The following is a 19978-nucleotide window of genomic DNA, read 5'->3' as shown; positions in this document are numbered from 1 at the left end:
CGATGAAGTCACCTGCGGTGGACATCGCGACAGCCTGCGCCTGGATCCACTGGTCGTATGCGGGGGACTCGATGCCGTACCCGCCCGCCCCCGGGTCCGCGGCTATGCACTTCGAATGGGGCGCGAGAATCGCGGCGGTGAGGAGATCGTCCTTGTGTTTCGCCCACATCTCACCGCGCGCCTCCGGGCTCAGCGACTGCCACAGCCATCGCAACTCGGCCCGCTGTCTGTCATTCGCGTCCTCACCGAGCGAGGCGAGCTTCATCGCGCGCGACAACTGGTCCTCGTCGAGCGAGGTGTACGAGGCGTGGCCGGCGTTGTGCGGGTCACCGCCGTGGGACTTGCGCAGGGCCCGGGTGACCTGCCGGTGAGGGTGTCGGCGTACCACTGCATCCTGTCCTTGGTGCGCTGCGAGGTTCCCTTCACGTCGCACTCCGCCTCTATCACCTCCACCGTCCCGTTCCCGCCGTCCGTCACAAGCAGGCCGTGGTCGGGGTCGGGGGATCGCTCCGGAGCGCCTTTGCGAGCCTAGTCGGTCAGGGCCTTCGCCCTCTTCTGGATCTGCGACAGCTCGGTGTGGGCGTCGGCGAGCACCGCGTGGATGCTGTGCGCCTCCTTGTGCAGATCACCGAACTCCTTGGCGGCCCTGCGCACGAAGTCCTTGGTCACGGCCGCGTTGACACCCTGCCAACGGGCCGCTTCGGACTTCTTCAGCAGACCATCCCTGGCATCGGTCCTGAAGCGTGGCGAGGTGTTCCGCCATCGTCTCCCAGTCGGTGACGGCGGTGCTCAGCCTGCCGAGGTCCAGTGCCATGAGGTCGGAATAGGTGAACCTGCCCATCGATGGGCAGCCCTCCCGTCAGCGCACGTGCTTGGAGATCTCGGAAACCGGCATGGCGGTCCCGTCCCGGCCCGCGAAGGGCGGCAACGATCGCCGCGTCGTCACGGGCGTGCAGCTTCTTCGAGTAGTCCAGGTGGTTCGAGATGTGTGCGCACATCTCAGGACGGTCTTCACCTGTGAGTCCCACACCGACAGTGTCGTGTAGAGCTCGCCGTGGAGCAGGAAGGCCTCATGGCCGACCGTCCCGAGATCGTCCTGCGTGACCACCAAATCTATGCCGGCCTCGCCACGCGTACCGCCTGATCCCGGCTCCAGCTGATTGAGCCGCATCCCTGCGGACTGGCGCTGCCTGGCCTCCGAGACCAGCTGCGCCCACTCGTCGCCGAAGGTCATCGTCTGCCCCGTTCCGATCACCGACTCCCGTCCAAAGTTAGCAACAGCGCCGAACGCCAACAGAGTTGCCGTGTGTGGTGCCCCTCACCGAGGCGAAACGCCGCCGGTCCCGACGTCATGGCGACCTCCCTTCCGCACAGCGCACGCCTCGGTGGCCACACCTTCGAGATATGTACACAGATTCGAATCCTGGAAGTTTCACAACTATGTTGACACTGCTAACACGGTCTTGCCATGCTCGTTCACGACAACATGACGTCCCATCAGTCCGCATCGCAGTCCTGCGTCGCGCCCGGCACCAAGGAACCGAACGTGAGTCACCAGCCCCCCGAGCCCTCTCCCGCTACCTCCGGCTCCCTTCGCGAGCTCCTTCTCAGCCGCCTCGCCGGCCCCGGCCTGACGCCGGAAGCGCGGGATCTGCTGATCGAACTGCTCCCGGAGGAGGAGGTCGGGAACAGCGGGGGGCGGGCCGGTCCCGTCCAGCTCCGGTCCATCACCGCGGCCGGCTGGCGCGGTATCGGGCCGCGGGCCACACTCGAACTGCCGCCCGGGCCCGGCCTGGTGGTCGTCGCGGGGCCGAACGGGTCCGGCAAGTCGAGCTTCGCCGAGGCCGCCGAGACCGCGATCACGGGACGCAACTCCCGCTGGGAGGGGCGGCGGGCCGGTGACTGGCAGAAAGGCTGGCGCAACCTCCACAGTCCCGACGTCACCCCCGAGGTCTGCGTCGAACTGTCCGTGGGCGAGGGGGCCGAGGCCGTCACCGTGCGGCGGACCTGGCACGGGAGCAAGGTCGACGAGGCGCGGACCCGGGTCGAGGGGCAGGACGGCTCGGAGCGGAAGCTGGGGGAGGTCATCGATACCGGGGCGCTGGAGCTGGCCCGGCCGTTCCTGCCGTACAGCGAGCTGGGATCGATGATCAACGGCACGCTCGGCAACCTGCACGATGCCTTCTTCAGGCTCCTCGGGCTCGAACTGCTCGCCGAGTTCGACACCCGGGCCAAGGACGCCGTGAGCGAGTACGACAAGGCGGACAAGGCGGGGAAGGCCCTCACCGCGAAGCTCCTCGGCGACCTCTCCCGAATCGACGGCCCCAAGGCCCGCGAGGCCGCCTCGGCACTGTCCGGGACCACGCCGGACCTCGTACGGGTGCGGGCGCTGCTGGAGAGTCGTTCCCCGGCGGCCGAGGCCGAACTCTCCGGGCTGCGGCAGTACGCGAGCCTCGCCGGGCCGGACCTGCGGGAGGTCGGCGGAGCCGTCGCGCGGCTGCGGGAGGCCGCGGCCGACGCCGAGGAAGCCCGGTACGGCAGCGCCGAGGACGCCCGTCGCCTGGCCCGGTTGCTGGAGGCGGCGCTGGACCACCGCCACCGCTCCGGGAGCACGGACTGTCCGGTCTGCGGCGGCGCGAACCGGCTCGACCGTGCATGGGCGGAACACGCACGAGCCGACGTGGAGCGGCTCCAGGCGGAGGCGGTCGCCGCCGAAGCCGCCCGGAAGGCCGTGGCGACCACCCTGCGGGCGGTCCACGACCTCGTACAGCCGGTTCCGGTGTGGCTGCGCGACGAGGACACTCCGCTCGTGTCGGTCTGGCGGGACTGGACGCTGTGCCGCGACATCACCCATCCGCGGGAGCTGGCGGACCGGGCCGAGCGTGCGGCGGCGGCCCTGGACGACGCGTGCCGGCAGGTGCGGGAGGACAACACCAGGCGGCTCTCCGACCACGACGAGGCGTGGCAGCCGGTGGCCGTGCGACTCGCCGAGTGGCTGGGGGTGGAGGAAGCTGCCCAGGCGGCCCGCGTCCGCCTCCCGCACGCGCGGAAGGCCCGCGCCTGGCTGCGGCCGATCATCGACGAGCTGCGCAACGAACGGCTGCGGCCCTTCGCGCTGCGGTCCCAGGAGGTGTGGCAGCGGCTGTGCGAGCACAGCAGCGTGAGCCTCGGGTCCGTCACCCTCGCCGGAACTCCCGGACGCGGCAGAGTTGTTCTCGACGTTTCCGTGGACGACATGGCGGCCCCGGCGTACAGCGTGATGAGCCAAGGGGAGCTGCATTCCCTCGCGCTTTCCCTGTTCCTGCCGCGCGCGACGCACACGGACAGCCCCTTCGGGTTCCTCGTCATCGACGACCCCGTGCAGTCGATGGACCCCGAGAAGGTCGAGGGGCTGGCCCGGGTCCTCGACGCCTGTGCCCGGGACCGGCAGGTGATCGTGTTTACCCACGACACCCGTCTCGCGCAGGCCGTCGACCACCTCGGCATCCGGGCGACCGTCCTGCACGTCACCCGCGGGAACGACTCCGTGGTCGGCGTCGAGACCGCGAGCGACCCCGTGGAGCAGGCTCTGACGGAGGCCCGCGCCGTGTCCCTGGACCCGGGCGTACCGCAGGACGTGGCCGATCACGTACTGCCCGCGATGTGCCGCAGGGCCCTGGAGGCGGCCTGCCTGGAGACCGCACGTCGCAGGCTGCGCGACGAGGACGGGCTCGGCATCCGCGAGGTGGAGGAGCGGATCGGATCGCTGGACCGCACGAAGACCTACGTGGCCCTCGCCCTGCTGGGCGACGAGCGGCAGCACGCCCGCGAGGCCGTCGAACGGATCTGCCCCGGCGGCTGGGCGCTGATCACGACGTTCAACTCCGGCGCGCACACGCCCCTGCCCACCGTGGACAGCCGTAAGGATCTCGTACGCCGCACCAAGGCACTCGTCACGGCCGTCCGGCGCGAAGCGGGATCCCACGGTGCCGGGGGTGCCCGGTGACCGTGTCCCCCGAGACCCTCGTGACCGCCGCCGGCCGTCTCCTGGCTCCCGGCCCGGCAACGGCCTGCACGCTGACGCCCGGCTTGCGCGCCCGCGCCGCCGCCGTCCTGCTCCGCATGGCCCTCGACCAAGCTCTGGACGCCTACTGGCTCGGCATCACCCCGTCGATGACGCGGGTCGGCAAGCACCGCATGCTCTGCCTGGAGTGGTACGCGGGCCACGACACCGCCCGCAGGTGCCGTACGACCTGGTCGGCGCTCAGCGCGGCCTGCCACTACCGCACCGGTGAACTGCCGCCCTCCCCCGCCGAGATCCGCACCCGGCTGCTGGAGGTCACCGGCCTTCTGCCGGCCCTGCGGCCCGGAACCGGCACGCCCCCGGTCAGGCCGACGGCAAGCTCCTGACCAGGCACATCGCGCGCCGGCCGTACGACCAGGGCCTTCGTGCTCCGGCTGGACCGAAGGACGGGTCGGCTCAGCGCGCTGAACTCGCGCGCGACGGAGGCCCTGCCGCCATGCGGCGATCCACGGAACAGTACCCGCGTCCTGGTGGGAGACCGATCTGTCGGTGGTCGCACCTATCGTTCTCATCAGACGGTGTCCGAGTGGGGAGTGATGACCGTGGCCGAGTCCGCTACATATCCGGAGTTTCAGCTGCGTCTGCCCAACGGCGACGGCATCGGCCGGGCACGCGGCGCGCTGCTGGACGAGACGGGCACGAACGGAAGCCGGAGGTTCCTGATCCGGGCCGGATCTCCGGCCCGGGATCACCTGATGCCGTCGCTCGCCACACACTTCAAAGCCCCCCTCAAGCACCGGGAGGAGCTGAAGGCCCGGGGTGTGCTCGTGCCGTCGACGCGCTGGCCCGGCTGGCTGGAGCTGACCGAGGACGTGGTCGTCGGTTCACCGTCGTTCGCCGCCGTCCTCCTGGTCGGCGCCCCGCGCAACGGGTGGAAGGAATGGCGGACGGAGGACGGCGCGCCGTTGTCCGACTTCATGGCGGCGGTGTGGCACGGGCCGAACCGTCCCTGGCTGGTACGCGGGTCGAACGTGACCGGGCTCGACCTGGTCCAGAGGATGTGGCTCCCTGAAGGCCGCGTCACGCTGGCCGCCTCCCGCCTTCGGCAGGGAGTCGGGCAGGGCGTCAGCAAAGACGAACTGCGGACCCTGGTCCAGGAGGACTACGAGTCCACCGCCACCTACAGCCAGAAGCAGCAGCTCGTTGAGGACCTGCACGCCTTCCTCTCCCGTATGAAACCGGGAGACACGGTGTGCACCATCTCCGGCGGCCGGCTGTACGCCGGGGAGATTGCGGGCGAGGTCGAACAGATCGCGTCGGACGACGGACGGAGCAACCTGCGGCGACCGGTCGAATGGGAGGCGGCCGGCTATCCGTACGACGACCTGCCGGAAGAGCTTCAGCAGAAGCTGTCCGTCCAGCACGATGTCGTCGACCTCACCTCCGTACAGGCACATATCGAAGGACTGGGCCGGTCCGACCAGGAGCTGGTCGCGGAGGCGGAAGCGGTGGAGCGGGACCCGAGCGTGGAGATCCCTGCGCTCACCGCACGCCGAGAGCTGGAGCTTCCCGTGCCCACGGACGAGCTGGCCGCCGAGTTGCTCGTGCACGACGCGGGATGGCTTCGGGAAGTGCGTGATCTGCTGTGGGACGACCGGCAGCTGGTGCTCTACGGGCCACCAGGCACCGGCAAGACCTACCTCGCACTGAAGCTCGCCGAGTTCCTCGGCGGCGGGCCCGAGCAGGTCAAGCTGGTCCAGTTCCATCCGTCGTACGCCTACGAGGACTTCTTCGAGGGCTTCCGGCCTCAGGAGGACCCGCAGACCAGAGAGGTCGCCTTCCGGCTCACCGCGGGCCCGCTGCGCGAACTCGCCGACCTGGCCTCCCGCGAGGGAAACCGGCACATCCCGCACTTCCTGATCATCGACGAGATCAACCGTGCCAACCTGGCGAAGGTCTTCGGCGAGCTGTACTTCCTGCTGGAGTACCGCAACAAGTCGGTTCGGCTGACCTACTCCGGCGACGACTTCGCGCTGCCGCCGAATCTGTTCGTCATCGGCACGATGAACACCGCCGACCGGTCCATCGCCCTCGTGGACGCGGCAATGCGCCGCCGCTTCGCCTTCGTCGAACTGTCGCCGCGTACTGAGCCGACACGCGGTCTGCTGCGCCGCTGGCTGGCCAAGGAGGGCAAGGGCGTGGAGCCCGCCGACCTGCTCGAGGCGCTGAACTCCCGTATCGACGATCCCGACTTCCGTATCGGGCCCTCGTACCTGATGAAGAAGGGCGTGTACCGGGAGGGCGGCCTGGAGCGGACCTGGCGGACGAAGATCCTGCCCCTGATGGAGGAGCATCACTACGGGGAGGGCGTGGACATGGAGAAGCGGTACGGACTGGCCTCGCTGCGGGAGTCGCTGGGGTGACGTCCGCCGTAGACGCCCTGCGGTCCGTCGAACTGGTCGAGCACGCGCCGGCGAGGCGTCTCGCCCTGCCGGATGCCGTCGGCCGAGCCCTCGCCGCTTCCGACATCGTGGACGCGACCCCCGACCCGTACACGCCCGGGCACTGGTCGCTGAGGGCCGGCAGCCAGGTCGGGGCCGTGGCCGTCACGGGCGGCGGCGAACCGGTCACCGTGCGCATCACACCCAAGGTGCCCATCGTCCGGCTCTTCTTCCTGCTCGGCTACAGCCTTGATCCGAGGCGGAGTTGGCGAGACGGCGAGGTCGAGGTCGCCGAGCACCGCGATCTGCTGCCCGCGCTCGCCCACGCTGTGGAGCGGCAGGTGGACCGGGCCCTGCGACAGGGCCTGCTGCAGGGGTACCGGGCGACTGAGGAATCCGCGCTCGTCGTCCGCGGCCGGATCAGGGAGGCCGAACAGATACGGCGGCGCTTCGGGGCGATGTTGCCGATCGAAGTGGCGTACGACGAGTTCACCACCGACATCGCGGAGAACCGCATTCTCCGTGCGGCCGTCGAACGTCTCCTGCGCCTGCCCGGCATACCGCGCGGCGTACGCCGCAGGCTGCTGCACCAGCGCGCCCGCCTGACCGACGTCACGGCGATCGTGCGCGGACAGCCGATCCCCGGCTGGCGTCCCACCCGCCTCAACTCTCGCTACCACCAGGCCCTGCGTCTTGCGCGCGTCGTCCTGGACGGTGCCTCCGCCGAGCACGGCCCCGGCGATCTGCGCATCGACGGGTTCCTCTTCGACATGAACAAGCTCTTCGAGGACTTCGTGACAACCGCCCTACGGGAGACCTTCCAGGACCGGGGCCGGGGTTTGGGCGGCCACACGGCCCGTCTCCAGGACTCCCACCACCTCGACGAGGCCGCCGCGATCCGTATGAAGCCGGACTTCGTCCTGTACGGACCGGACGGTACCCCGTGCGCGGTGGCGGACGCCAAGTACAAGGCCGAGCGACCGGGCGGTTATCCCGACGCCGACCTGTACCAGATGCTGGCATACTGCACGGCCCTCGGCCTGCGCGAAGGGCATCTTGTGTACGCGAAGGGCAATGCTCCGCACGCCGCGCACCGGGTGCGGCACGCGGGCATCGTCATCCATCAGCACGCCCTCGACCTAAACCAGGAACCCCCCGGACTGCTCACGGACATCGAGGAGGTGGCCCAGCGGCTGGCGAACACACCGCGCGTATGATCGACTGCGAAGTGTCCGTCCAGGGTGGGGAGTGCACCGCGTGCCGCAGCTCGCGTTCGCCAACAGCTTCTGGGAGAGCTACGACGTCCTGGAAAAGCCCGTCAAGGCAGGCGTCCGCAAGGCGATGCAGAAGTTCCAGCTGCTCTCCGTGCCCGAACTGCACGCAGACAAAGGGCTCCACCTCGAGACCGTGCAGAACGCGCAGGACGCCCGTATGCGGACCATCCGCATCAACGACTTCTGGCGCGGTGTCGTCCTCGCCCCGGACGACGGCAGTGATGTGTTCCTGCTCGTCAACGTCGTACGGCACGACGACGCATACACCTGGGCCGCCAAGCGGCTGTACACGACGAACTCCGCGACGCGCGCCCTCGAAGTCCGCAACGTGGTCGCCATCGAGCAGCTGACGCCGGCCCTGGAAAAGGCGGCTGCCGCCGCCGACTCCCTGCTCTTCGCGCAGTACTCGGACACCGTGCTGCGCGAACTGGGCATCGACGACCAGGTGTTGCGCGCGGTGCGAACGATCATCGACAAGGCACAGCTCAAGGCGTTCGAGACCCTGTTGCCGGAGGACCAGTGCGAGGTGCTCCAGTACCTCGCCGAGGAGTTCAGTCCCGACGAGGTGTATCGAGACGTGGTCACCGTCCGCCGTCCGGTCGGCGCGGGCCCCGACCCCGACGAGAGCCTCGCCGTCGCCATCGCCAACACCAAGCACCGCATCACCCTGGTCACCGGCCCCGAAGAGCTTGCGGACATCCTGGAGAAGCCGTTCACGGCCTGGCGAGTGTTCCTGCACCCCTCACAGCGCCGCGTCGCCTACCGGGTGTCGTACGGCGGCCCGGTCCAGATCACCGGCGGTCCCGGCACGGGCAAGACGGTCGCGGCCCTGCACCGCGTCAAGCATCTCCTCACACGCTCGCCCGGCACCCGCGTCCTGCTGACCACGTACACGAACGCCCTGGCCGGCTCACTGCGCGAGAACCTGTCCCTGCTCCTGGACGGTGACGACGCGCTGCTCGACCGCGTCGATGTGACCACGGTCAACGCCTACGCGCACGGCGTCGTGACCCGCCTCGACGGCAAGGCTCCCTCTCCCATGAACGATCGGGAGGAACGGCAGCTGTGGCAGCGTGTCGTCAAGCAACTGGGACTGCCGTGGTCGGAGCAGTTCCTGGCTCAGGAGTACCGGCACGTCGTACTCGCACAGGACCTGCGCACACTTGACGCCTACCGCAGCGCCCTGCGGCGCGGGCGCGGCAGCGCGCTGCCGTCGGCGCGACGCGATCAACTTTGGTCGGCCGTCGAGCTGTTCGAGTCGATGCTGCGTGCCCAGAAGGCCACCACGCATCTGAAGGTGTGCGCGCGTGCGGCCGACCTCCTGGCCGGGTCGGCGCCCACGCACGACCATGTCGTGGTCGACGAGGCGCAGGATCTGCACCCCGCGCAGTGGCGTGTCCTGCGCGGCGCGGTGGCACCCGGCAGCGACGACCTGTTCATCACGGGCGACCCGCACCAGCGCATCTACGACTCGAAGGTGTCGCTCGGCTCCCTGGGCATCTCGGTGGCCGGCCGGACCCACCGTCTGCGCATCAACTACCGCTCCACGGAGGAGATACTCGGCTGGTCGATCGGCATCCTGAGCCCGGTGTCGGTCGACGATCTGGGCGGCGAGGGAAGCGACAGCCTGGCCGGTTACCGCTCCCTGCTGCACGGCCGGAGGCCCCACGTGGACGGGTACGGCTCCGAGCAGGCCGAGGTGGCGGCGCTCGTCGAGCGTGTCGAGGGCTGGATCGATCAAGGCATCCGGCCGTCGGAGATCGGGGTGTGCGCCCGCTTCAACGTGCTGCTCGACAAGGCGTACGACAAGCTGACCGCGGCCAGGATCCCGGTGGTCCGGGTCAGGGACAACCCGGGGCCCGGCGCGGACGGCGTGCGGCTCGCCACCATGCATGCCATGAAAGGGCTGGAGTTTCGCTGCGTCACCGTCCTGGGAGTGACGGCAAGCGCGGTGCCGTTCGCCCGCGAGGTGACTTCGGCCTCCGTGGACGTGCTGCAGCGCGACTCGGATCTGCTGCGGGAGCGGTGCCTGCTGTTCGTGGCGTGCACCCGTGCGCGGGAGGCGTTGGCGGTCACGTGGAGCGGGTCGGCCAGTTCGTTCGTGCCGTAACCGCATCGGCGGACAGGGCAAGCGATGTGGCGCTCTCCGTCAGCTGTCCGGGGTGAGCGCGCCGTTGCCGAGCCCGTCCCTTGCCAGTGTCGCCGCGTCCCGGCTCAGCTCCACCACTCTGCGCGCTCGCTCCTCGAACTCCTGAAGCGCGCGGAAGGCTGCCCCGTACCGCCGTTGCTCGGTGATGTCCATCTGCGGGATGCGGGCGCCCTTGCCATCGAGGCGGTAGGTGCCGCTGGTGCTCGTGGAGCGGCGGGTGTTGGCCGCGCTGCGCAGGAAGCCCTGAAGGTAGTCGGTGTCGAGCTGGTCGCTGATCGAGACCGCTTCCGGATCGCCGTACTCGACGAGCCCGGCACGCACAAGCTCTGCGACGCTGACGGTAGGTCCGTCCAGAGAGCTGGGGCCATCGCCCGCGGCCAACACCGGCAGCAGCTCCGCCAACAGCCGCACCTGCTCGGTCAGTTCCGCTCGCAAGGTCTGGTATTCGACCGCATAGTCGCGATGGGAGTCCTCGACATGACGGCCCGGCGTGAGGTCCACGACATCGTCAAGCAGATCGATCAGGGGAACTTCCGCCATTTGCTCGGGGTCCGGTTCCAGTGAGCCGTCCGGATCGCCCGCCGTCAGATCGACCATGCGGACACTGGTGACGGCATCCCCCGGGGTCCGCGGGCGACGCAGCTGCCAGAGGTGGATCGGAAGCGCATGCGAGGCCGCCGTGCCGGACGGAAGGGCGGTGACCTGGGTGAGGATGCCCCTTCGTACGAGCTCGGCGCGGATACGGCGGCCCGCCTTGCGGTAGGCGACCGAGGCGGGCAGGACCATGAGGACACGACCGCCGGGCGCGGTGTGCGCATAGGCGTGCTGCAGCCAGGCGAGTTCGCCTTCGGCACGAGACGGGGTGCCGAACTCCCAGCGCGAGTCGAGCAACAGATCCTCACGCCCCCAGTCGGGTTCGCCGACCGGGGGATCACAGACGACCAGGTCGGCCTTGAGGTCCGTCCACCGGTCGTCACGCAGGGAGTCCCCCGTGACGATGCCGGCACCGATGCGCCCGGTGAGGTCGGCCCTCAGTTGCGCGAACATGGCCCTGTGGGCGTCGGTCTCCTGCCCGCAGCGCCTGGGGCCTTGTGCGGGACCGATGGCGAGCAGGAGGGAGCCGATGCCGCAGGCCGGGTCGAAGAGGGTCGCGTCAGGTGCCACCTCACCGGCGAAGTGGCGTACGGCACGGATGATGCGCGGTGCGGTGACCTGGTCCGATCCGGCCCGGCGTACGGAGTCGGTGAAGCGCTCCGCGAGGACACTCACCGCCTCTGCCGCGCCACCGCTCTCGGCCAGGTCCCGCGCGAGCCGGACGACGTCCGCCGGAAGCTCCTCACGTGCCTCGCCTTCGGTGAGGAGACGGGCGACATCCACGAGCCCGCCGAGCATGTCGTCGCCGTACATTCCGCGCAGCGCCTGCCACAGCTGCACCTCCACGGACACTTCCTGCCCCTTGCGCTGCCTGTCCAGCCAGGCCTGCACCTCAGCCAGGTCGAACAGCGGACTGTTGACACCCCCGCCGGTCGGCTTGGGGAAGTCGTCGTAACGTCGCCGCCAGTTCGAGACGGCGGCGCGGGTGACGCCCGCCAGCCTGGCGATCTCGGAGCCGGTGACCAGCGGGTTGGTCTCTGGGGCGTGAGTGTCTGCCATACGGGCAACCGTACACAGGACCCAACCCGCTATCAATGCGCGCATTCGTTGACGACGTTAACAACATCGGAGGCCTTCCATGCCTGCTCCTGGAAGGACTCCTCGAAGAGGAAGAGCTACTCACCACACGTTCCAGGCCGTCGGACTCCAGTCGTCTGTGTCCACGTAGCGAGGATCACCAACCACGGATCGGGAGCGTCGGCGGGCGGAGTTGCCCCCTGGGCCGCCTGATGACCCGGGAGCGCCCCGCACCCGCAAGGTGCGCGGCAAGCGTGGCCTGCAGAAGTGTCCGCTGGGACGTCACCACGTTGTCGGACCATGCCCCTACGCCGACGACCCTGTCGTGATGGTCACCGAATCAACAGCCGGGACGCCCCAGCACCCGATGCTGACCGTTTGCTGACCTGAGCGGCCTCATGCCCCTGACCTGCACAGATACCCAAACGCAGATCTTGGACTTGAACATGGTGCGCAACATGGAGGCACTCCAGGATCTTGGCTCAGTTGCTGAACCAGCAGCACCGCTCCTGCACAGGTCGCCGATGCCGCGACCCGGCTGAGTGTGGGGTCGCTGGCCGGGCGGCCCCTGCACACGTTTTCCGGTGGCCAGTTGCAGCGGATGTATCTCGCCCGGGCGATCGGCTGCGTCGCCGCCGGGGCCGAGGGCCGACGAGCCCACCGCGGCCCTGGACTTCTCAGGCCAGGAGGAGGCGGCCGACGTCCTCACCTCCTGCCGGTGACCCTGGTCGTCGTCACGCACGACCGGGCACTGGCCGACCGCTGCGACCGGGTACTGGAGATGGCCGCGGGCCGGCTGCGGGAGGGTCGGTGACCCTCGCCACCGCCGACCTCGGCGAACTCCTGCGGCTGCTGCCCGTGCAGCCGGCCGGCATCGCCCTGCTGCCGGCCGCGATCGGTCTGCCGGTGATCGCCCCACCGCTCTGAGCAAGCCGGTGCGGCCGGTCCCGGGCCGTCCCACTGCCGACCGAGCACCGGCCCTCAGCGCCGCGGCGCCCTGAACACACGCAGGAAATCCACCAAAGGGTGCTGATGCTCTGCTGAGCATCAGCACCCTCGTGATCCGTGACCTGGCGGGAGATCCCGCTGCGGACCCACGGTTCCGCACGGCGAGCGGCCGGCCATGCGGCGCCAGGTGGGTCGTCAGTGGACGGGCTCGGCCGTCTCCGATCCCGGCCGCTCGAACTGGGTGCGGTACAGCTCCTCGTAACGGCCCCCGGCGGCCAGCAGGTCGGTGTGCGTGCCGCGTTCGACGACCCGGCCGTCCTCGATCACCAGGATGAGGTCGGCGGCCCGGACGGTGGACAGCCGGTGGGCGATGATCACGGCGGTACGGCCGTCCAGCGCCTCGGCCAGGGCCTCCTGGACCGCGGCCTCGGAGGTGGAGTCCAGATGGGCCGTCGCCTCGTCGAGGATCACCACCCGCTGGCGGGCGAGCAGCAGCCGGGCGATCGTCAGCCGCTGGCGTTCGCCGCCGGAGAGCCGGTAGCCGCGCTCACCGACGACGGTGTCCAGGCCGTCGGGCAGGGATGCGACCAGGCCCTCCAGGCGGGAGCGGCGCAGCGCCTCCCAGAGGTCGTCCTCGGTGGCGTCGGGCCGGGCGAGGAGCAGGTTGGCGCGTACCGAGTCGTGGAAGAGGTGGCCGTCCTGGGTGACCATGCCGAGCGTCTCGCGGATCGATTGGGCGCTCAGGTCGCGTACGTCGATGCCGTTCAGCCGTACGGAGCCGGACTCGGTGTCGTACAGCCGCGGCAGGAGCTGGGCGATCGTCGACTTGCCCGCGCCGGAGGAGCCTACGAGGGCCACCATCTGGCCGGGTTCGGCGCGGAACGAGATGTCGTGCAGGACTTCGGTGCCGCCGCGGGTGTCGAGGATGGCGACCTCTTCGAGGGAGGCGAGGGAGACCTTGTCGGCGGCAGGGTAGCCGAAGCGCACGCTGTCGAACTCCACGGACACCGCTCCCTCGGGCACCTGCCGGGCGTCCGGCTTCTCGCTGATCAGCGGCTTCAGATCGAGGATCTCGAAGACCCGCTCGAAGCTGACGAGGGCGCTCATCACCTCCACGCGGGCGCCGGCCAGGGCGGTCAGCGGGGCGTAGAGCCGGGTGAGGAGGAGCGCGAGCGCGACGACGGCCCCCGGCTCCAGCGTGCCGCGCAGCGCGTAGTAGCCGCCGAGTCCGTAGACCAGCGCGAGCGCCAGGGCCGAGACCAGGGTGAGGGCGGTGATGAAGGCGGACTGAACCATGGCGGTACGGACGCCGATGTCACGCACTCGGCGGGCCCGGGCGGCGAATTCGGCCGACTCGTCGGCGGGCCGTCCGAAGAGCTTGACGAGGGTCGCGCCGGGTGCGGAGAACCGCTCGGTCATCTGAGTGCCCATGGCCGCGTTGTGGTTGGCGGCCTCGCGCTGGAGTCTGGCCATCCGGGAGCCCATCCGCCGGGCAGGAATGACGAAGACCGGCAGCAGGACGAGGGCGAGCAAGGTGATCTGCCAGGAGATGCTGAGCATGACGGCCAGCGTCAGCAGCAGGGTGACGAGGTTGGAGACGACGCCGGACAGCGTGTTGCTGAACGCCCGCTGGGCTCCGATGACGTCGTTGTTCAGCCGGCTGACGAGCGCACCGGTGCGGGTGCGGGTGAAGAAGGCGACCGGCATGCGCTGAACATGGTCAAAGACGGCGGTCCGCAGATCGAGGATCAACCCCTCGCCGAGGGTGGCCGAAAGCCAGCGGGTGAGCAGCCCCAGACCGGCCTCCGCGAGGGCGATGACGGCGATGAGGGCGGCGAGCCTGATGACCGTCCCGGCCGCCTGGCCCTTGACGATCGAATCGACGACCCGGCCGGCGAGGACCGGTGTGGCCACCGCGAGAAGCGCCGTGACAACGCTGAGGAGCAGGAACTGGCCGATCTGCCGGCGGTGCGGCCGGGCGAAGGCGGCGATCCGGCGGAACGTCGCGCGGGAGAAGGGCCGCCGGTCCTGCTGCGCGTTCATCGCGCTGTGCAGCGATGTCCACGCGGTGACTTCCATGCTCATGAGGTGCCTCCGGAATCTTGTGAGCGCACCCGGAACGCTAAAACCTCAAGCGACATTGAGGTCAAGACCCGACGAGGTGGGACTCTCGTGCACTGCCGGTGCCGGCTGCCATCATCTGCAGATGTCGCAGGAACCAGAGTCCGCACGCCCCGGTCCACGCACCACTGAGGCCATCATCCACCTCTTCGAACGATGGGTCCGCGGCACCCCCGAAGCCCGAGCCGTCGTCACCGGGGGCACGCACCTGAGCTACCGGGAACTCGATCTCCGGGCGAACCGGCTGGCACGCCATCTGCGGGATGCGGGACTGCCGGCCGACGGGACCGTGGCCGTGGGGACGGACCGTATGCCGGATGTTCTGGTCGCGGTCCTCGCCACCCTCAAGGCGGGCGGGGCGTACACGGTCATCGACCCGCGGACCACGCCCGCGACGGTGCGTCAGCAGCTGGATCGAATAGACCCGTTCGCGGTGATCACGGACCATGACAACCGGGCCAGGCTGGACCACGGCGACGGCCGTCGCACGATCTGCCTGGACTCCGAGGCGCGGGCGATCGCCGCACACCCGGCAGAACCGCTCGATGTGCTTCCCGGCGACACGGCCGCGGTCCTCTTCACCGCTGCCGGGAGCCCGCGCGCCGTGCCGGTCGGCCATGCGCGGCTGCTGGCCGCGTACGAGGGGTGGGCCGAGGTGTACGGCCTGACTCCGCAGGACCGGCATCTGGTCACCGCCCGGCCCGATGCCACCATGTTCACCGGCGCCTGGGTGCGGGCCCTGTGCTCCGGGGGCGCGCTGGTGCTGCCGGAGCGGCGCTCCGGCGAGGCGCACCGGCTGATCTCCGCCGAGTCGGTCACCGTCGTGGACACCGATCCGTCGGGCGCGGCGCGTCTCCTGCGGGGCACGACAGGGCAGCACCCGGCCCTGTCGTCGTTGCGGGTGGTGACCGTCGCCGGCGACCGGCTCTACCTCGACGAGCAGGAAGAGCTGTGCCGACGGCTCCGGCCGGAGGTGCGGCTGCTCAATGTCTACGGGGTTACGGAGGCCGCCGGCTGCGGCACCTGGTTCGAACTCTCGCAGCTGTCCGCCCCGGTCGAGCATCCGGGCCGCGTCTCGCTGATCGGCACGCCGTTCCCCGGCTGCCGGGTGGAGACCGATGGCGACGGCGGGATCCGGCTGACTCCGCCGGGCGGAGGCGACGCCATACTCACGGGCGACTTCGGGCGGCTGCGCGAGGACGGGCTGCTGGAGTACCGGGGCCGCGCCGGACACCGGGTCGCCGTCGGCCGTCGGTCCTTCGATCCGTACCACGTGGAGTCGCTGCTGCACGATCACCCGCAGATCGGCGCGTGCCTGGTCGCGGCCGTGGACGGCGGAGCGCGCAGCCGGCGGCCGGCGGCGTACGTGGTGCCGTCCGGCACGGCCGTACCGGACGCCGCCGGGATCCGGACGTTTCTCACCGGCAAGGTGCCTGACCAGGAGATCCCCGGGACGGTCGTACGGCTGCGGTCGCTGCCCCGCAACCGGGCCGGGCAGGAGGACCGGGGTGCGCTGCCGCATCCCGCGCGGCCGGCCGACGGCAGAGCGGCCGGGGGCGGAAAGTCCGGCGAGGCCACGGGCGACGGCCTCCCGGTCGCGATCGTGGTTGGCTGCGGCATGTTCCTGCCGGCGCTCTTCGCGCTGTTGTTCACCGACCTGATCTGGCCCGGGTCGACCGACCTCTCCGCCGTGCCCGGACCGTGGTCGTGGTTCTTCCGGGCGCTGTACCTCTTCGAGTGCCTGGCCTTCGCGGCCGGCGTGGTGTTCCTGGTCGCCGGACGCTTCTGGATGCGGAAAGCCGGAAAGCCGCGCGGGCTGACCACGGCGGCCCATCTGGCCATCGTCTGGCTGCTGGTCTCGTGGTGGCCGCAGGACAACTTCCACCGGCTGGCCGCGAAGGACGACTGGCCGCGGCAGGCCGCGCTGGTCTACACCTTCAATGTCCCACTGATGATCGCGGCGGCCATCGTCGCGGTCTACGTGGCACGGAAGCCTTCCGGCCGGGCGGACGAGGACTGACGGGCCCCGGCCCCTGTCCGGTCGGTCATGCCGGGTTCGCGTGGGCGCGGCGACATCAGCCGCTCCGCGGCCGGCCGCTCCTGATCAGCCTTGCCCATAAAGGCCACCGCCACCGAGGGCCCGGTCAGCCGCAGGTTCGTCCCGGTCGGCGCGAGTCGCCCCGCCGCGTCGGTGACGAAATCCATCGGCGCCCCCTCCCGCCCCCGTCGCCGTACAGCCGTGCGATAGTTTTGCGTCCCCCCTGGCAACGATCACCTTCACACGCGGAGACAGGCTTCTCAATGAGCGACATCATCAACGGACTTGGCCGCGCCACCGCCTACGGCGCCCTCGGCGTGGTTCTGCTGATCCTCGGCATCGTCCTGGTGGATCTGCTGACACCTGGAAAGCTAGGCCGGCAGATCTGGGAGGAGCGCAATCGCAACGCCACCGTGCTGCTCAGCTCCGCCCTTCTCGGCATAGGCGGGATCGTGTTCACGTCCATCTGGACGACGTACGAGGACTTCGGCAAGGGCCTGGTGTCCACCGCCGCGTTCGGCCTGCTGGGTCTGGTGATGATGGCGGTGGCGTTCCTGGTGGTGGACCTGGTCACGCCGGGCAAGCTGGGCGCCACGCTCGTCGAGCGGGAGCCGCACCCCGCGGTGTGGGTGACGGCGTCCTGCAACCTCGCGGTGTCCGCCATCGTCTCGGCGTCCATCGCCTGAGTCCTGGCCCGCGTCACCCCAGCAGGGCGTACACGGTGGAGGCGCGGGCGGCCGCGTCCACCGCTCCCTCGGCCGTCATGGTGATGTCCGCGAACGCCAGCCGACGGCCGAGCTTGGTGATCCGCGCATCGACCAGCACATCCGCCCCGACCACCGCCCGCTGGAAGGTGGAGGACTGCTGCACGGTGGTCATCGGCCCGTACTCGCCGCGGGCCGAGGCCACCGCGATCACCGTCGCCGTGTCCGCGGCCGCCATCAGCGCCTGCCCGGACAAGCCGCCGCCGTCCCTTGCCAGCCGGTCCGACCAGGGCAGCCGCAGCACGGAGTGCCGGTCGCCGCACTCGACCACGGACAGCCCGAGGTCGAGCACCCAAGGCGCGAAGTTGTCCGCCAGAATCTTGTCGGCCTGTGCGAGAGTCAGCGTCACAGGGAGAGTGTGGCGGTCGGGCCCCTCCCCCTACAACACCCCTCGCCTCAGAGGGCGGCGGCGAGTTCCGTGCCCTGCTTGATGGCCCGCTTGGCGTCCAGCTCGGCGGCCACGTCCGCGCCGCCGATGAGGTGGACGGACGTGCCTGCCGCCGCCAGCTCCTCGTACAGCGCGCGCCTCGGCTCCTGTCCGGTGCACAGCACCACGGTGTCGACCGGCAGCACCGTGGAGACGCCGTCGACCGTGAGGTGCAGTCCCGTGTCGTCGATCCGGTCGTACGTGGCGCCGGCCACCATGGTGACGCCGCGGTGTTTGAGTTCGGTCCGGTGGATCCAGCCGGTCGTCTTGCCCAGTCCCGCGCCGACCTTGGTGGTCTTGCGCTGAAGAAGGTGTACGGTCCGCGGCGGCTTCGGGCGCTCGGGAGCGCGAAGTCCGCCGGGGCTGCGGTAGTCGGTGTCTACGCCCCACTGACGGAAGTACGTGTCCGGGTCCAGGCTCGCCGCGTCACCCCCGTCGGTGAGGTACTCGGCGACGTCGAAGCCGATACCGCCCGCGCCGACGATCGCCACGCGCTCGCCGACCGGCGCGCCGTCACGCAGGACGTCGAGGTAGCTGACGACGCTGGGGTGGTCGACGCCGGGGATCTCGGGCGTCCTGGGGGTGACACCGGTGGCGATGACCACCTCGTCGTACGCGCCGGCAATGAGGACCCCCGCGTCGACCGGGGTGTTCAGCCGTACGTCGACTCCGTGCACTTCGAGCTGGGTACGGAAGTAGCGCAGGGTCTCCTCGAACTCTTCCTTGCCCGGCACCCGCTTGGCGATGTTCAGCTGTCCGCCGATCTGGTCCGCGGCATCGAACAGGGTGACCGAGTGCCCGCGTTCGGCAGCCGATACCGCGAAGGCGAGCCCCGCGGGTCCCGCGCCGACGACACCGATGCGCTTGCGGCGCCGGGTCGGGGACAGCACCAGCTCGGTCTCGTGGCAGGCGCGCGGGTTGACCAGGCAGGAAGTGATTTTCCCGCTGAAGGTGTGGTCCAGGCAGGCCTGGTTGCAGCCGATACAGGTGTTGATGGCCTCGGCGCGCCCGTCGCGGGCCTTGGCCACGAAGTCGGGGTCCGCGAGGAAGGGACGGGCCATCGACACCATGTCGGCGCGGCCCTCGGCGAGCAACTGCTCGGCGACCTCGGGGGTGTTGATGCGATTGCTGGTGATCAGCGGGATGGACACCGAGCCCATGAGCTTCTTGGTCACCCACGTGTACGCACCGCGCGGCACGGAGGTAGCGATGGTCGGGATCCGGGCCTCGTGCCAGCCGATGCCGGTGTTGATGAGGGTCGCGCCGGCCGCTTCGATCCGCTGGGCCAGGGTGACGACCTCCTCCAGCGACGAGCCGCCGGGGACCAGGTCGAGCATCGACAGCCGGTAGATCAGGATGAAGTCCGGGCCGACGTGCTCGCGGATGCGCCGGACGATCTCCAGAGGGAAGCGGATGCGGTTCTCGTACGAGCCGCCCCACCGGTCCTCGCGCCGGTTGGTGGCACTCGCGATGAACTCGTTGATCAGGTAGCCCTCGGAGCCCATGATCTCGACACCGTCGTAGCCGGCCAGCTTCGCCAGGCCGGCCGCCCGGACGAAGTCCTCGACGGTCTGCTCGACCTCGTCGTCGGTGAGCGCGTTCGGAACGTACGGGCTGATGGGAGCCTGGATGGCACTGGGAGCGACCAGGTCCTCGTGGTACGCGTACCGGCCGAAGTGCAGCAGCTGCATCGCGATCCGGCCGCCCTCGCGGTGCACCGCGTCGGTCACCGTCCGGTGCTGTACGGCTTCGGCCTCGGTGGTCAGCTTGGCGCCGCCTTCGTACGGCCGTCCCTGCTCGTTGGGAGCGATGCCGCCGGTGACGATGAGCCCGACGCCGCCTCGGGCGCGCTCCGCGTAGAACGCGGCCATCCGCTCGAAGCCACGCTCCGCCTCCTCCAGCCCGACGTGCATGGAACCCATGAGCACGCGGTTGGGCAGCGTCGCGAAGCCCAGGTCCAGCGGGCTCAGCAGGTGCGGGTACTGGCTCATTCGGCGCCTCCTCCGGCGGGTCGTCGGGTCCAGTTCTAGACCCCGGAGGCAGCTTTTGCAACAAAGTGCAAAAGGAAGTGACGACCGCCTCATCCACTCCCGCCCCGCAGCGCCGGAAAGGCCGCACCGGAATTCTCCGACACGGCCTCGG

Annotated in this window: 13 protein-coding genes and 2 pseudogenes; 8 read left to right on the top strand and 7 right to left on the bottom strand. The window is 70.1% G+C overall.

Going from position 1 to position 19978, the window contains the following annotated elements; translation table 11 throughout:
• Positions 1–528: 528 nt before the first annotated feature.
• Positions 529–669 (bottom strand): hypothetical protein, encoded by a 141-nt coding sequence (locus AB0M62_RS21175; RefSeq protein WP_366075801.1) that lies wholly within the window; start codon positions 667–669, stop codon positions 529–531.
• A 190-nt stretch (positions 670–859) separates the two neighbouring features.
• Positions 860–1234, bottom strand: a pseudogene (locus AB0M62_RS21170) (hypothetical protein).
• Positions 1235–1546: 312 nt separating this feature from the next.
• On the opposite strand from AB0M62_RS21170, the gene AB0M62_RS21165 reads away from it, so the two are divergent.
• The 5 genes from AB0M62_RS21165 to AB0M62_RS21145 all read left to right on the top strand — a co-directional run bounded on the left by AB0M62_RS21165 (position 1547) and on the right by AB0M62_RS21145 (position 9828).
• Positions 1547–3985: an AAA family ATPase gene (locus AB0M62_RS21165; protein WP_366075800.1), complete on the top strand. Its 2439-nt coding sequence runs from the start codon at positions 1547–1549 to the stop codon at positions 3983–3985.
• A 2-nt stretch (positions 3986–3987) separates the two neighbouring features.
• A complete protein-coding gene (locus AB0M62_RS21160) occupies positions 3988–4389 on the top strand; it encodes a hypothetical protein (protein WP_366075799.1) in 402 nt (133 codons plus the stop codon).
• 210 nt (positions 4390–4599) lie between these two features.
• Complete coding sequence (locus tag AB0M62_RS21155; RefSeq protein ID WP_366075854.1) at positions 4600–6426, top strand: DUF4357 domain-containing protein; 1827 nt, start codon at positions 4600–4602, stop codon at positions 6424–6426.
• The gene (locus AB0M62_RS21150) at positions 6423–7661 is read left to right on the top strand and encodes a restriction endonuclease (protein WP_366075798.1); all 1239 of its coding nucleotides are present in this window, start codon (positions 6423–6425) and stop codon (positions 7659–7661) included. Before AB0M62_RS21155 ends, AB0M62_RS21150 begins: the two co-directional genes overlap by 4 nt.
• A 40-nt stretch (positions 7662–7701) precedes the next feature.
• Positions 7702–9828 carry a UvrD-helicase domain-containing protein gene (locus AB0M62_RS21145; RefSeq protein WP_366075797.1) on the top strand — a complete coding sequence of 709 codons (2127 nt, stop codon included), beginning with the start codon at positions 7702–7704 and terminating at the stop codon, positions 9826–9828.
• A 39-nt stretch (positions 9829–9867) separates the two neighbouring features.
• Here the strand turns inward: AB0M62_RS21145 and AB0M62_RS21140 are convergent, their stop codons facing one another.
• Positions 9868–11520: an N-6 DNA methylase gene (locus AB0M62_RS21140; protein WP_366075796.1), complete on the bottom strand. Its 1653-nt coding sequence runs from the start codon at positions 11518–11520 to the stop codon at positions 9868–9870.
• 523 nt (positions 11521–12043) lie between these two features.
• Here AB0M62_RS21140 and AB0M62_RS21135 point away from each other — a divergent pair.
• Positions 12044–12352, top strand: a pseudogene (locus tag AB0M62_RS21135) (ABC transporter ATP-binding protein); the annotation flags it as partial.
• Positions 12353–12681: 329 nt separating this feature from the next.
• Here the strand turns inward: AB0M62_RS21135 and AB0M62_RS21130 are convergent.
• Positions 12682–14571, bottom strand: coding sequence for an ABC transporter ATP-binding protein (locus AB0M62_RS21130; RefSeq protein WP_366075794.1), 1890 nt, complete (start codon positions 14569–14571; stop codon positions 12682–12684).
• Between the two features lie 121 nt (positions 14572–14692).
• Between AB0M62_RS21130 and AB0M62_RS21125 the strand changes: the two genes are divergently transcribed.
• On the top strand, positions 14693–16627 hold the full coding sequence (locus tag AB0M62_RS21125; RefSeq protein WP_366075793.1) for an AMP-binding protein: 1935 nt from the start codon (positions 14693–14695) through the stop codon (positions 16625–16627).
• On the opposite strand, the gene AB0M62_RS21120 is transcribed toward AB0M62_RS21125, so the two are convergent.
• Complete coding sequence (locus AB0M62_RS21120) at positions 16585–16812, bottom strand: hypothetical protein (RefSeq protein WP_366075792.1); 228 nt, start codon at positions 16810–16812, stop codon at positions 16585–16587. The genes AB0M62_RS21125 and AB0M62_RS21120 overlap by 43 nt on opposite strands.
• A 96-nt stretch (positions 16813–16908) precedes the next feature.
• Between AB0M62_RS21120 and AB0M62_RS21115 the strand changes: the two genes are divergently transcribed.
• Complete coding sequence (locus AB0M62_RS21115) at positions 16909–17331, top strand: DUF350 domain-containing protein (RefSeq protein WP_366075791.1); 423 nt, start codon at positions 16909–16911, stop codon at positions 17329–17331.
• Positions 17332–17344: 13 nt separating this feature from the next.
• On the opposite strand, the gene AB0M62_RS21110 is transcribed toward AB0M62_RS21115, so the two are convergent.
• Together AB0M62_RS21110 and AB0M62_RS21105 are read right to left on the bottom strand one after the other, a co-directional pair.
• Positions 17345–17758, bottom strand: coding sequence for a PaaI family thioesterase (locus AB0M62_RS21110; protein ID WP_366075790.1), 414 nt, complete (start codon positions 17756–17758; stop codon positions 17345–17347).
• 47 nt (positions 17759–17805) lie between these two features.
• Positions 17806–19827, bottom strand: coding sequence for an NADPH-dependent 2,4-dienoyl-CoA reductase (locus AB0M62_RS21105; RefSeq protein WP_366075789.1), 2022 nt, complete (start codon positions 19825–19827; stop codon positions 17806–17808).
• Between the last annotated feature and the right edge of the window lie 151 nt (positions 19828–19978).

This window comes from Streptomyces sp. NPDC051219 (assembly GCF_040682335.1).
Taxonomy (GTDB): Bacteria; Actinomycetota; Actinomycetes; order Streptomycetales; family Streptomycetaceae; genus Streptomyces.
The sequence above is the reverse complement of the archived record's forward strand: the minus strand, read 5'-3'. Positions and strand labels throughout refer to the sequence as shown.

What these genes read in the sequence shown, in the direction of transcription:
- AB0M62_RS21155 (WP_366075854.1), top strand. Translation starts at nt 4,600, where the DNA reads ATGACCGTGGCCGAGTCCGCTACATATCCGGAGTTTCAGCTGCGTCTG.
- AB0M62_RS21120 (WP_366075792.1), bottom strand. Translation starts at nt 16,812, where the DNA reads ATGGATTTCGTCACCGACGCGGCGGGGCGACTCGCGCCGACCGGGACG.
- AB0M62_RS21130 (WP_366075794.1), bottom strand. Translation starts at nt 14,571, where the DNA reads ATGAGCATGGAAGTCACCGCGTGGACATCGCTGCACAGCGCGATGAAC.
- AB0M62_RS21125 (WP_366075793.1), top strand. Translation starts at nt 14,693, where the DNA reads ATGTCGCAGGAACCAGAGTCCGCACGCCCCGGTCCACGCACCACTGAG.
- AB0M62_RS21140 (WP_366075796.1), bottom strand. Translation starts at nt 11,520, where the DNA reads ATGGCAGACACTCACGCCCCAGAGACCAACCCGCTGGTCACCGGCTCC.
- AB0M62_RS21115 (WP_366075791.1), top strand. Translation starts at nt 16,909, where the DNA reads ATGAGCGACATCATCAACGGACTTGGCCGCGCCACCGCCTACGGCGCC.
- AB0M62_RS21105 (WP_366075789.1), bottom strand. Translation starts at nt 19,827, where the DNA reads ATGAGCCAGTACCCGCACCTGCTGAGCCCGCTGGACCTGGGCTTCGCG.